The organism is Caulobacter sp. FG7, from assembly GCF_057808875.1.
Genome location: NZ_JBMDIW010000022.1, coordinates 43004 through 55192, shown reverse-complemented (window position 1 = coordinate 55192; position 12189 = coordinate 43004). Strand labels below are relative to the sequence as shown.

Annotated in this window: 10 protein-coding genes; 6 read left to right on the top strand and 4 right to left on the bottom strand. The window is 69.5% G+C overall.

The features are described 5' to 3' along the window. Positions 1-23 precede the first annotated feature (23 nt). A complete protein-coding gene (locus tag ACODR1_RS17795) occupies positions 24-428 on the top strand; it encodes a PTS sugar transporter subunit IIA (protein WP_058348726.1) in 405 nt (134 codons plus the stop codon). Further along, positions 425-703, top strand: coding sequence for an HPr family phosphocarrier protein (locus tag ACODR1_RS17790; protein ID WP_101716417.1), 279 nt, complete (start codon positions 425-427; stop codon positions 701-703). The genes ACODR1_RS17795 and ACODR1_RS17790 overlap by 4 nt, the downstream gene beginning before the upstream one ends. 9 nt (positions 704-712) lie before the next feature. Here ACODR1_RS17790 and ACODR1_RS17785 read toward each other — a convergent pair whose 3' ends face one another. From ACODR1_RS17785 to bioB, 3 genes are all read right to left on the bottom strand, one after another. Then, a complete protein-coding gene (locus tag ACODR1_RS17785) occupies positions 713-1498 on the bottom strand; it encodes an alpha/beta hydrolase (RefSeq protein WP_488881648.1) in 786 nt (261 codons plus the stop codon). Between the two features lie 129 nt (positions 1499-1627). Further along, complete coding sequence (locus ACODR1_RS17780; protein WP_488881647.1) at positions 1628-4396, bottom strand: M16 family metallopeptidase; 2769 nt, start codon at positions 4394-4396, stop codon at positions 1628-1630. Between the two features lie 117 nt (positions 4397-4513). Beyond that, the gene (gene bioB / locus ACODR1_RS17775) at positions 4514-5542 is read right to left on the bottom strand and encodes a biotin synthase BioB (protein WP_488881646.1); all 1029 of its coding nucleotides are present in this window, start codon (positions 5540-5542) and stop codon (positions 4514-4516) included. 107 nt (positions 5543-5649) lie between these two features. Here bioB and ACODR1_RS17770 point away from each other — a divergent pair, with 107 nt between their 5' ends. Beyond that, positions 5650-7143 carry a CYTH and CHAD domain-containing protein gene (locus ACODR1_RS17770; RefSeq protein ID WP_488881645.1) on the top strand — a complete coding sequence of 498 codons (1494 nt, stop codon included), beginning with the start codon at positions 5650-5652 and terminating at the stop codon, positions 7141-7143. Positions 7144-7152: 9 nt separating this feature from the next. On the opposite strand, the gene ACODR1_RS17765 is transcribed toward ACODR1_RS17770, so the two are convergent. Continuing rightward, positions 7153-9243 carry an AsmA family protein gene (locus ACODR1_RS17765; RefSeq protein ID WP_488881644.1) on the bottom strand — a complete coding sequence of 697 codons (2091 nt, stop codon included), beginning with the start codon at positions 9241-9243 and terminating at the stop codon, positions 7153-7155. 362 nt (positions 9244-9605) lie between these two features. Here ACODR1_RS17765 and ahcY point away from each other — a divergent pair, with 362 nt between their 5' ends. From ahcY to ACODR1_RS17750, 3 genes are all read left to right on the top strand, one after another. After that, positions 9606-10997 (top strand): adenosylhomocysteinase, encoded by a 1392-nt coding sequence (gene ahcY, locus ACODR1_RS17760; RefSeq protein WP_488881643.1) that lies wholly within the window; start codon positions 9606-9608, stop codon positions 10995-10997. Positions 10998-11142: 145 nt separating this feature from the next. Beyond that, positions 11143-11991: a pyridoxal kinase gene (locus ACODR1_RS17755; RefSeq protein ID WP_488881642.1), complete on the top strand. Its 849-nt coding sequence runs from the start codon at positions 11143-11145 to the stop codon at positions 11989-11991. Further along, positions 11991-12188, top strand: coding sequence for a hypothetical protein (locus tag ACODR1_RS17750; protein WP_488881641.1), 198 nt, complete (start codon positions 11991-11993; stop codon positions 12186-12188). The genes ACODR1_RS17755 and ACODR1_RS17750 overlap by 1 nt, the downstream gene beginning before the upstream one ends. The last annotated feature ends 1 nt before the right edge of the window (position 12189 follow it).

The following is a 12189-nucleotide window of genomic DNA, read 5'->3' as shown; positions in this document are numbered from 1 at the left end:
GGATCCCGTTTGAGAGACCAGGCATGATCGGGCTCGTGATCGTCACGCACGGGCGTTTGGCGGAGGAATTCGTTTCCGCCATGGAGCATGTGGTGGGGCCGCAGACCGCGGTGAAGGCCATCTGCATCGGGCCGGAAGACGACATGGAGCGTCGCCGGTCGGACATCCTGAAGGCCTGCGCCGCCGTCGACGACGGCGCCGGGGTCATCCTGCTGACCGACATGTTCGGCGGCACGCCCAGCAACCTGGCCATCTCGGTGATGGAGCAGACCAAGGCCGAGGTCATCGCCGGCCTGAACCTGCCGATGCTGATCAAGCTGGCCAGCGTGCGCACCCGCGACGACCTGGACGCCTGCGTCGCCCACGCCCAGGAGGCTGGACGCAAATACATCTCCGTGGCCTCCTACGTGCTGGCGGGAGAAAAATGAGTCGAACGGCGGCAGCCACGGTCGAGATCGTCAACGAGCGCGGGCTGCACGCCCGGGCCTCGGCCAAGTTCGTCAAGCTGGCCTCGGGCTTCGACGCCGAGGTCACCGTCGCCCGCGAGGGCTCCAGCGTCGACGCCCGCTCGATCATGGGCCTGATGATGCTGGCCGCGGGCATCGGCTCGACCATCGACATCGCCGCCGAGGGCCCCGAGGCCGAAGCCGCCGTCGACGCCCTGGTCGAGCTGGTCGGCAACCGCTTCGACGAGGAGCGGTAGGGGCGGGGCTCAGCCCGCCTTCGCCGCCATCCACCGCGCCGCCAGCTCCGGCCACGACCCCTGCGTGCCCGCCAGTTCGCGCAGGGCGAAGCCGTGCGGGGCCTGGCCGAAGACGTGGGCGTCGAGGTCCAGTTTCAGGTCGCGGGCGGCCTTGATGAAGTTCAGCGCATGCTCGACCGGCACTACTTCGTCGAGCAGGGCGTAGGCCAGGAACACCGGGCAGGCGGGCACGCCGTGCGGCGCGGCGGCGATACCGATCGGCCAGGCGTCGTAGAAGGCCTGCTTTTCCACGGGCGGATAGTCGGGCTTGCCGGCCGGCGCCTTGTAGTCCCGGTGGTTGGCGTTGATCGGCGCGTAGGCAATGAGCACGCCGGAGAGGTCCGCAGCCTTCTGGCAGGCCAGGGTTCCGGCCAGGTGGCCGCCCGACGACAGGCCCAGCACGAAGCGCGGCAGGTCGGTCGAGATCGCCTCCAGCGCCGAGAGGCCGTCGGTCAGGGCGATGTCGAAGGGCCAGGCGCCGTCGGGGCTCGCCGCGCCGGGCAGGCGGTGGGTCAGCACATAGGCGTCGTAGCCCTGATCGTTCAGCCACAGCGCCGCCTCGACGCCTTCGCGGTCGTGCATCAGCCGCAGATAGCCGCCGCCAGCGCAGACCAGCACCCGGCCCTTGGGCGCGTCGACGCGGAAGGCGTGCAGCTCGGCCCGCGTGACCTGGTCGATCGTGCGGTCGGGCCAGGCGCCCGCGACGACATTGGCCGGGCCGTCGCTGAGGACGATGATCTCGGTGGGCTGCTGCACGGCGCGTCTCCTGGTCGGACTGTCTTGCGGCTTATCGCGGCGCTCGCCCCTCTCGACAAATGAAAAGGGCCACAAACGAAAAGGGCGGCCCGTGAGGACCGCCCTTCGCGTCTGTCGCTGCGACCGGCCTTACTGGGCCGGCTTGCCGTCGGCGTCGATCACCTTGATGTCGAGCTTCAGGGCCTTCAGTTTCGGCTCGATCACGGCGCGGTCGCCGACGATCACCCAGACCAGCTCGTCGGGCTTGATCGCCTTCCTGGCGGCGGCCGTGGCGCTTTCGACCGTCACCGCCCGCACGTCGGCCGGGTATTCGTCGAAATAGCTGTCGGGCAGGCCGTAGTTGACCAGCTCGCCGATGGAGTCGGCCACGGCGTCGCCGGTCTCCCAGTTGCCGGGCATCGACAGGGTCAGGCTGTTCTGGGCCTTGGCCAGTTCGGCCGGGGTGACCGGGCGCGGACCGATGATGTCGGTCAGCTCCTTGCGGGCCTCGGTGAACGACTCGGCGGTCTTGTCGGTCTGCACTGGCGCGCGGAGCAGGAACAGGCGCGAGCCGCGGGCGTCGCGGATGCCCGAGACGGCGCCGTACGACCAGTGCTTGTCCTCGCGCAGGTTCATGTTCAGGCGCGAGACGAAGTCGCCGCCGAAGACGCTGTTGAAGGCGTCGAGCGCGGCCTGGTCGTTCGGGTCGCGCGGCGGGACCAGATTGCCGGCGGCGACCATGGACTGCTGGGCCCCGGGCTTGTCGATCAGATAGACCGCGCCCTTGCTGGGGGGCGACTGCACCGGAGGCTTGGTCTTGGCCTGCGCGCCCGTCCAGCCGCCCAGCTGGGCTTCCAGTTTCGGCAGCAGGGCCTGCATGGTGGTGTCGCCGACCACCACCAGGGTGGCGTCCTTGGGCTGCAGCCAGGTGGTCTGGAAGCGCACCAGGTCGTCGCGGCTGATCGAGGCCAGCGAGGCCTCGGTGGTCAGCTGGCCGTAGGGCGAGCCCGCGCCATAGGTCAGCACCGGCAGGATGCGGCTCGACATGGCCTGCGGGTTCTGCTTGGCCTGCTGCACCCCGGCGATGGCCTGCTTCTTCAGGCGGTCGAGGTCCTCGGGCTTGAAGGCCGGGTTCTTCAGCACGTCGGCATAGATCGCCAGGGCCGGGTCCAGCGTGGTGGTCAGGGTGTTCAGCGACACAGAGGTGAAGTCCTGGCCGCTGCCCGAGCTGATGCCGGCGCCCAGCTGGGCCAGTTCGCGGCTGATGGTCAGGCCGTCGCGGTTCTTGGTGCCCTCGGTCAGCATGCTGGTGGTGATGCCGGTCAGGCCCGCCTTGTCGCCGGCGCTGGCGGCGACGCCGGCGTCGAACAGCATGCCCATGCGGACCTGCGGGGTCTCGTGGCGCTCGGCCAGGATCACCTTGATCCCGTTCGACAGGGTGGCGCGCTCGAGCTTGACGAAGGCCGGGGCCTTGGTCGGGCCGGCCTCTGGCATGGTCTTGCGGTCGGCGCCGGCCGTGGTCGTGTAGGTCGGGAACGGCGTCACGGTCAGGGTGAAGTCGCCGTCGGTCAGCCAGGCCTTGCCGGCCGCCTGCAGCTGGGCGGCCGTGGCGGTGCGCACGCGCTCCAGGCTCGTCTTGTAGGCGTCGGGCGAGCCCAGATAGACTTGGCTCTCGGCCAGGATGTCGGACTTGCCGCCGAAGCCGCCGATCCGTTCGACCCCGCGCACGAAGTTCGACAGGGTCAGGGTGCGGACCTTGGCCACTTCCTCGGGCGTGGGCCCGTCACGCAGCAGGCGCTGGAACTCTTCGTCGAAGGCCTTTTCCACCGCCGCGACGTCGCCGCCCGGCTTGACCGTGATCGTCACCATGAACTGGCTGCCGATCTCGCTGTCGTTGACCCCGGCGCCGACATTGGTGGCGATCTGGTCGGTGTAGACTAGGCGCTGGTAAAGGCGCGAGGTCTTGTCGGAGACCAGCACGTCGCCCAGCAGGGCCAGGTAGTCGGACTCCGCGGTGCCGTACTGCGGGATGTTCCAGACCTTGTAGATGCGCGACTGCGGCACACGGTCCTGCATCTCGGCGCGCTGGCTGCCGGTGCGCTTGGCCACCCAGGCCTTCTGGCGCATGACCGGCGGGCCCGAGGGGATGTCGCCGAAATACTTCTCGGCCTTGGCCTTGGCTTCGGCCGGGGTGATGTCGCCGGCCAGCACCAGCACGGCGTTGGCCGGGCCGTAATAGGTCTTGAACCAGGTCTTGACGTCGTCCAGCGAGGCGGCGTCCAGGTCTTCCATCTCGCCGATGACCGTGTGGCCGTAGGGGTGGTCGGCGTCATAGGTGCTGGCGGTGATCACGTCCCAGATCTTGCCGTAGGGCTGGTTCTCGCCCTGGCGCTTCTCGTTCTGGACGACGCCCCGCTGCTCGTCGAGCCGGGCCTTGTCGATGGCGCCGACGAGATGGCCCATGCGGTCGCTCTCGAGCCACAGCACCTGGTCCAGGGCCGCGGTCGGCACGTTCTGGAAGTAGTTGGTGCGGTCCTCGTTGGTGGTGCCGTTCATGTCGGTGGCGCCCAGCTTCTCCAGGGCCTTGAACCAGTCGTCGTTGAAGTTCTCCGAGCCGTTGAACATCAGGTGTTCGAACAGGTGGGCAAAGCCCGTGCGGCCCTTGGGCTCGTTCTTCGAGCCGACGTGGTACCAGACATTGACCGCCACGATCGGGGCCTTGTGGTCCTCGTGGACGATCACGGTCAGGCCGTTGGCCAGGGTGAACTTCGTATAGGGAATGTCGACGCTGGGCAGCTGGGCCAGCTGGCCGGTGACCTTGGAGGAGGGCCCAGGGGCGGCAGGCTTGGGCGCGGCTTGCGCGAGCACCGGGTTGGCGAGGAGCAACGCCGCGACGGCGGCGGAGGCGAACAGCTTCATGAAGAGCCCCGAATAGGTTTTCGCGTAAAAGCGAAGATGCCCCGCACCATAGGTTGCGGGGCATCCGGGACAAGCGAGCGCCGGGCTCGCCTTCATTAAATTTCGTCCAGAAAGGACCTATTCCGCCGGGACGGCCTCGGGCGCCGCGACCTCGGCCTTCACCATGACCATCGGCTTGAGGTCCAGGTCGTGGAACAGGCGGCTGTCGTCGTCCATGTCGGGCAGCGGGGTGGTCAGCAGCTTGCCGCCGACGAAGATCGAGTTGGCGCCGGCCAGGAAGCACAGGGCCTGCAGCTCGCGGTTCATGCCCTCGCGGCCGGCCGACAGGCGGACCATGGCCTTCGGGCAGACGATGCGGGCCACGGCGATGGTGCGGACGAACTCGATGGAGTCGATGGCCTTCTCGCCTTCCGCCAGGATCTGGTCGCCCAGCGGCGTGCCGCTGATCGGCACCAGGCCGTTGATCGGCAGGCTGTCGGGGTGGGCGGGCAGGGTGGCCAACTGATGCAGCAGGCCGGCGCGGTCGCGGCGGGTCTCGCCCATGCCGACGATGCCGCCGCAGCAGGTGCTCATGCCCGCGTCGCGCACATAGGCCAGGGTGTCGAGGCGCTCCTGGTAGGTGCGGGTCGTCACCACGTCCTTGTAGTAGTCGGGGCCGGTGTCGAGGTTGTGGTTGTAGTAGTCCAGGCCCGCGTCCTTCAGCTGCTTGGCCTGTTCGGCGGTCAGCATGCCCAGGGTGGCGCAGGTCTCCATGCCCAGCGCTTTGACGCCGCCGATCATCTGCGCCAGCTTGGGCAGGTCGCGGTCCTTCAGCTCGCGCCAGGCCGCGCCCATGCAGAAGCGCTGGGCGCCGCCGTCGCGGGCGGCCTTGGCCTTGGCGATGACCACGGCCGGCTCCATCAGCTTCTCGGCCTTGAGGCCGGTCTTGAAGTGGGCGCTCTGGCTGCAGTAGCCGCAGTTCTCGGCGCAGCCGCCGGTCTTGACCGACAGCAGCTGCGACAGCTGCATCTCGGAGGGGTCGAACCAGGCGCGGTGCACGCGCGCGGCCTCGAACACCAGCTCCATGAACGGCAGGGCGAACAGCGCCTCGACCTGCTCGAGGGTCCAGTCGTGGCGGGGCTGTGCGGAGATGTTGATCGGCGTCATGGCGCGCAGGTTTGAACTTGGGCGATCAGAATGGCAAGACGGCCCGCGCATCCGCACGATGTTGCGTTGCGGAAGCCAAACGCCTGCAGGGTGGTTATAGTCGGATCATGGATCGCGAAATCGAACTGAAGTTCTTGATCGCCCCGGAGGCTTCCGACGCGATCCTGGCTCGCCTGGGCGCGGATGGCGCGGTGCGCCGGCTCGACGCCACCTATTACGACACCGCCGATCACGCCCTGCGCCGGGCGGGCTTCGGCCTGCGGGTGCGCGACGGTGACGGGGGCCGCAAGCAGACCCTGAAATCGGCCTCGGCCGGCGGCGTCTTCGCCCGCGGCGAGTGGGAGGCGCCCGTTTCGGGCCCCGGCCCCGACCGCGATCTGCTGGACCAGACCCCGGCCGGCCGCATCGTCAACGGCGACGTCCTGGCTCCTGTGTTCGCCGCCAAGGTCGAACGCACGCTGCGTCTCGTCGAGCACGCCGGCGCGGTGATCGAGGCGGCGCTGGATCGCGGCGAGCTGCAGGCCGGGACCGACCGCGCCGCCGTCAACGAGCTCGAACTGGAGCTCAAGACCGGCGAGCCCGCCGCCTTGTTCGACCTGGCGCGCGACCTGATGGCCCACGCGCCCCTGCGCCTGTCCCTCGTCAGCAAGGCCGAGCGCGGCTACGCCCTGGCGCTCGGCGAAGCGCCCGGCGCCCGTCGCGAGGCCGCCGTCCTGACCCGCGGCATGACCGCCGCCGAGGCCTTCCAGGCCCTGGGCAACACGGCCCTGGGCCGGCTGTGCGTCGCCGCCGAGGCCCTGGTCGACCTGCCCGGCCCTGAGGCGCTGCACGACCTGCGCGTGGCGGCCCGCCGCCTGCGCGCCCTGCTCAAGCTGTTCCGGCCGGTCACCGGCAAGCTGGCGGCGACGCCGGCTTCGGACGCGCTGAAGATCATGGCCGACGCCCTGGGGCCGGCCCGGGATCTGGACGTCTACATCGCCGGAACCTGGCGTCCGGCCGTCGAGGCCGATCCGCAGCCGGTCGAGGGGCTGGCCGCGCTGGGCAAGGCCCTGGTCGAGGCCCAGCAGGCGGCCTACGCCCGCGCCCTGGACGCCGCCGCGCCCCACCGCTTCGGCCCGCTGGCGCTCGACATCGCCGCCTGGCTGGAGGCCGGCGACTGGTTGGCCGATCCCGAGCGGGTCGCGGCGCGTGGAGCCCCGGCCAAGGCCTTCGCGGCCGATCGGCTCAAGGCGCTGTCGAAGGACGTGCTTGAGCGCGGCGCGCACCTGGCAACGCTCGACGCCGAGGCCCGCCATCGCCTGCGGATCCGCGGCAAGGGCCTGCGCTACGCCATCGACGCCCTGGCCCCGCTGTTCCCCGACCATCCCAAGCGGTTGGAGCGGTGGTCGACCGCCGCCCGCGACCTGCAGGACGCCCTGGGCGGGCTCAACGACCAGGCGCTGGGCGCCGACCTGGCCCGCGACGCGGCCCTGGCCGACGGCGACGCTCAGGCCGCCTACGCCGCCGGCGCCCTGTCGACGGCGCCCGAGGCGACCCACAAGCTGCTGCGCGAGGCCAAGGCCGCCCTGGCGGCGATGAAGGACCTCAAGCCGTTCTGGTGAGCTTGCGGGCTACTCGCCCTTCTTCGGCTTGGCCTGGGTGGTTTGGGTGGTGCGCACCGCCACGCCGTCGCCGCGGGCCTCGGCGACCAGGGCCGCGCAGTCGGCGTCCTTCTCCAGGCCGGGAGTGACGAACGGCAGGATCGCCGCCAGGGGGCTGAGCAGCGAGCCCAGCGCCGCGGCCACGCCGCCCTGGGCGATGGCCCCGCCGGGCTGCAGGTCGATGTCGGGCTTGCCCAGCGGGCCCTTGATCTCGATCGGGATGAACAGCCGCACCAGGCGCGGCTTCTTGCTGTCGCCCTCGATGCGCAGGTCCAGGCGCTCGGTCTTCAGGTTGATCGTGCCCTCGCCCTTGGCCACGACCACGCCGGTGTCGGCGATGATCTTGTCGGCCCGCATGACGCCGTCCTTCACGTCGAAGCTGGCCACGGCGCAGCGCAGGCTGGTCTCCTTGGGATCCTTCGACAGCAGCATCAAGAGGCCCTTGGAGGCGTTGACGCCCAGCAGTTCGGCGAAGGCCTGGCGCACCTGGCCCTTGGGGGCGACGAGGGTCACCGTGCCGTTCGACGAGGCCGCGGCCCGGTGCACCGAGTTGCCGGTCCCGCGCAGCTTGGCCCGGGCGACGATGCCCCCCTCGATGGCCGGCTTGCCGGCGGTCTTCAGCGGGATGAAGTCCTCCAGCTTGGCGTTGGTCAGCCGCAGGTCCAGATCGGTGACCGGCACGTTGGGCCGCGCGTCCAGCCGCACCTTCCCCGCCAGGTCGCCGCGCGAAAAGGTGAAGGCGATCGGGTCCATGTCGAGCACGCCCTTGTCGAGCTTCAGGTCCAGGCGAACCTTCTGCAGCGGCAGGTTGGGCGCATTCACCGCCAGGGCGCGGTAGGTGACCTTGGCGTCCATGGCCCGCACGCGGTCCACCTGCAGGGTGGCGTCGGGCAGGATGCGGCCGGTGGCCTCGCGCTGGCCGGCCTCGACCTTCTGTCCGGCCGAGGCGGTCTCGCCGCGACCGGTGGCCGGGGCGGCGCCGACCAGGCTGCCCAGGTCGTCGAAGTCGAGACGCTTCGAACGGAGGTCGGCCTCCAGGTAGGGCCGCTCGCGGTCGACCAGGACGAAGAGGTCGCCGTTGACGTCGCTGTCGCCGATCCGGCCCGAGAACTTCTCGAAGTCGAACCGGCCGCCCTTGCGCACCAGGTGGCCGCTGATCTTGTAGGGCGGGGTGTTGGGCAGGGTGAGACCCGTGAGGCCATAGAGGCGGTTGAGGTCCGTCCCGGCCACCGTCAGGTCGCTTTCGAAGCGGCCCAGGTCGAACGGCTTGGTGATCGAGCCCTCGGCGCTCACCCGCGTCGTTCCGGCGCTGACCTGGGCGTCGAACGGGTAGGGGCGATTGGGCGAGATGTTCAGCAGCGGGCCGCCGGTCACCCGCGCCAGGAACGGCTGGCGGTTGTAGGTCCCCTTGCCCTCCAGCACGAACCGGCCCTTGCCGTCGCCGCTGGCGTGCTCGTTGGAGCTGACCGTGCCGGTGAACAGCACGTCGCGCTGGCGGTCCTCGACCCGCAGGGCGCCGTCGTTGATCACGAAGTGCTGGATGGCCGGCAGCTTCAGCGGCTTGGTGCGCTTCTTGTTGGGGTCGCCGAAGGTCCAGTTGGCGCGGCCCGAGGCCTCGCGCAGCAGCCGCACGTCGGGGCGGTCGACCGCCACCAGCGGCAGGATGACGTCGCCCTTCAGCAGCGGCAGCAGCTTGATCTGCACCGCCACCCGATCGACCCGGGCCATGTGGCCGGCCTGCGGGCCGGTCTTGGGCGCCCAGTCCGGCTGGCCCAGGAACAGGCCATAGGCCTCGGCCTTGGGCGAGAACGACCAGGGGTGGACGCGCAGGTCGCCGTCGATCCGCACCTCGCGCTTCAGTTGGGCCGAGGCGAAGCGGCCGACCGGGCCGCGCAGCATGTTCCAGTCGAACCAGACGAAGAAGGCGACGATCGCCGCCAGGATCAGCAGGGCGCCGCCGATGCCCCAGCGGGCCGATCGCGGCAGGGCGCGCCAGCGGCTCCCGGGCTTATGCCCGGGGCTGGTCGGCGGCGGCGGTGTCGAAACGGAACCTTCCGGCATCCGCCTACAACGCGCGGCGAACGGCGTTCCGTTCCCTCGACGGTCCGCCGGGCTGGTTTCAGTAGACGAGTTTCAGGCTGCCCACGACGGCGGCGACGACCACGAAGGCCACGATGGCCACGACTTCATAGGCCTTGAAGAAAGGCCGGCTCGGCGAACGCATTTCGATAATCCCCCACATCCCACATTGGCACTAGAGCCGCCTTGGTCCGCAAGGGTCACGCCAGTTCTCGCGACAGGCGTATTCGCATCTGCCTGTTTCATTGGCGCGCGGACATAAGGAAATCTTTATGTCAATTTGCCACTGTCCGCCGCCCGCGCTATAAGGCGCGCAAGACATTCCCCCGATCCAGGAGCCGCCCGTGGCCGACTACATCGTCAAGGACATCTCGCTCGCCGACTTCGGCCGCAAGGAACTCGCCATCGCCGAGACCGAAATGCCGGGCCTGATGGCCACGCGCGCCGAGTACGGCCCCGCGCAGGTCCTGAAGGGCGCCCGCATCGCCGGCAGCCTGCACATGACGATCCAGACCGGCGTGCTGATCGAGACCCTGGTCGCCCTGGGCGCCGAAGTCCGCTGGGCCTCGTGCAACATCTTCTCGACCCAGGACCACGCCGCGGCCGCCATCGCCGCCGCCGGCATCCCGGTCTTCGCCTTCAAGGGCGAGAACCTGGTCGAATACTGGGAATACGCCCACAAGATCTTCGAGTGGCACGACGGCGGCTACCCGAACCTGATCCTCGACGACGGCGGCGACGCCACCCTGCTGTGCGTGCTTGGCCCGAAGGCCGAGAAGGATCCGTCGATCCTCAACAACCCGCAGAACGAGGAAGAAGAAGCGCTCTTCACCGTCATGAAGCGCTACCTGGCCGAAAAGCCGGGCTTCTACACCGCCATCCGCGACGCCATCGGCGGCGTGTCGGAAGAAACCACCACGGGCGTGCACCGCCTGTACCAGATGGCCGCCAAGGGCGACCTGCCGTTCCCGGCCATCAACGTCAACGACAGCGTCACGAAGTCGAAGTTCGACAACCTGTACGGCTGCCGTGAAAGCCTGGTCGACGCCATCCGTCGCGGCACCGACGTCATGCTGTCGGGCAAGGTCGCGGTGGTCTGCGGCTACGGCGACGTGGGCAAGGGCTCGGCCGCCAGCCTGCGCCAAGGCGGCGCCCGCGTGATCGTCACCGAAATCGACCCGATCTGCGCCCTGCAGGCGGCGATGGAAGGCTACGAGGTCCAGACCCTCGACGACGTCGCCGGCAAGGGCGACATCTACGTCACCGCGACCGGCAACAAGGACGTCATCACCGTCGACCACATGCGGCAGATGAAGAACAACGCCATCGTCTGCAACATTGGCCACTTCGACAGCGAAATTCAGGTCGCCGGCCTGAAGAACTTCAAGTGGGACGAGATCAAGCCGCAGGTCCACCACGTGGAATTCCCGGACGGCAAGAAGATCATCCTGCTGTCGGAAGGCCGCCTGGTGAACCTGGGCAACGCCACGGGCCACCCCTCGTTCGTGATGTCGGCCTCGTTCACCAACCAGACCCTGGCCCAGATCGAACTGTGGACCAACGCTGCGTCCTACAAGAACGAAGTCTACACCCTGCCCAAGCACCTCGACGAGAAGGTCGCCTTCCTGCACCTCGAAAAGCTCGGCGCGAAGCTGTCGAAGCTGAACAAGGAACAGGCCGACTACATCGGCGTGCCGGAAGCCGGCCCGTTCAAGCCGGACCACTACCGCTACTAAGCGATCCGCCGACAGGCAGAACTCGGGAAAGCCCGCTCTTCGGAGCGGGCTTTTTTGTTGCGGGGGCGGCAGCGAGACGGCGGCCTCGGTTTTGCCGTCGTGACGCCCTGTTCAAGTTCTGCGGGCTCGGCTAATCGCTTTGGCCATGCCGCTCGCGCTCCTCATTTCCAGCCACGTCGCCGGCAGCCAGGTCGGCGCCACCGCCCAGGCCGCGGCCCTGACCCAGTTTCGCATCGACACCATGGTCGTGCCGACCGTGCTGTTCGGCCGTCACCCCGGCTGGGGCGTTCCCGGCGGCGCGCCGGTGCCGATCGAGGTGGTCGAGGGCATGCTCGACGGGCTGGAGGCCAACGGCCTGTTCGGCCTGACCGACATCGTCATCACCGGCTATTTCGCCACCGCCGCCCAGGTGCGCGCGGCCGCCCGGGCCATCGACGCCGTGCGGGCCGCGCCGCGCGACGGATCCTCGGGCCGCAAGCCGACCATCATCGTCGATCCGACCATGGGCGACGCCGGCAAGGGCCTCTACGTGCCGGCCGAGGTGGCCGACGCCATCGCCGCCGACCTGATCCCGCGCGCCGACATCGTCGCCCCCAACGCCTGGGAGCTGCAGCGCCTGACCGGGGCCGAGGTGCGCGATCCGGCCGGCGCTGTCCGCGCCGCCCGCCTGCTGAACAAGCCGGTGATCGTCTCGTCGGTGCAGCGCGGAAACGAGATCGGCGTGGTCTATGCCGACCGCAAGGAGGCCTGGCTGGCCGCCCACGCCAAGGCCGAGCGCTCGCCCAGCGGCACCGGCGACCTGCTGACCGCCCTGTTCGCCGCCTCGATCCTCGAAGGCCAGACCCTGTCCTACGGCCTGGCCCGCGCCGTCGGCGGCGTCGCCGAGACCGTCACCGCCGCCAACATCTGGAACGCGCCGGAACTGCCGATCGTGGCCATGGCCGCCCGCATCAAGCAGACCTCGCCGACCGTGCGGATCGAGCGGCTGGCCTGATGAGCATTCCCCATGATCCCCGCGCCGTGAAAAGCCCGCCGCCGGAGGGCTGGAGCTTCACGCTGACCGAGGTCACGGCCGGCATGTATCGGGTGCGGGGCAAGGCTTCCGACGGCCTGGCCATCGAGCGCCATGGCCCGGACGAGGCCGCTTTGCTGGATCAGCTGGTCGCGGACGCCTGGAAGCTGGCGGTCTAGG

Excerpts from the sequence above, each read along its gene's own strand:
- ACODR1_RS17795 (WP_058348726.1), top strand. The coding sequence starts at position 24 with ATGATCGGGCTCGTGATCGTCACGCACGGGCGTTTGGCGGAGGAATTC.
- ACODR1_RS17790 (WP_101716417.1), top strand. The coding sequence starts at position 425 with ATGAGTCGAACGGCGGCAGCCACGGTCGAGATCGTCAACGAGCGCGGG.
- ACODR1_RS17780 (WP_488881647.1), bottom strand. The coding sequence starts at position 4,396 with ATGAAGCTGTTCGCCTCCGCCGCCGTCGCGGCGTTGCTCCTCGCCAAC.
- bioB (WP_488881646.1), bottom strand. The coding sequence starts at position 5,542 with ATGACGCCGATCAACATCTCCGCACAGCCCCGCCACGACTGGACCCTC.
- ACODR1_RS17770 (WP_488881645.1), top strand. The coding sequence starts at position 5,650 with ATGGATCGCGAAATCGAACTGAAGTTCTTGATCGCCCCGGAGGCTTCC.
- ACODR1_RS17765 (WP_488881644.1), bottom strand. The coding sequence starts at position 9,243 with ATGCCGGAAGGTTCCGTTTCGACACCGCCGCCGCCGACCAGCCCCGGG.
- ACODR1_RS17755 (WP_488881642.1), top strand. The coding sequence starts at position 11,143 with ATGCCGCTCGCGCTCCTCATTTCCAGCCACGTCGCCGGCAGCCAGGTC.
- ACODR1_RS17750 (WP_488881641.1), top strand. The coding sequence starts at position 11,991 with ATGAGCATTCCCCATGATCCCCGCGCCGTGAAAAGCCCGCCGCCGGAG.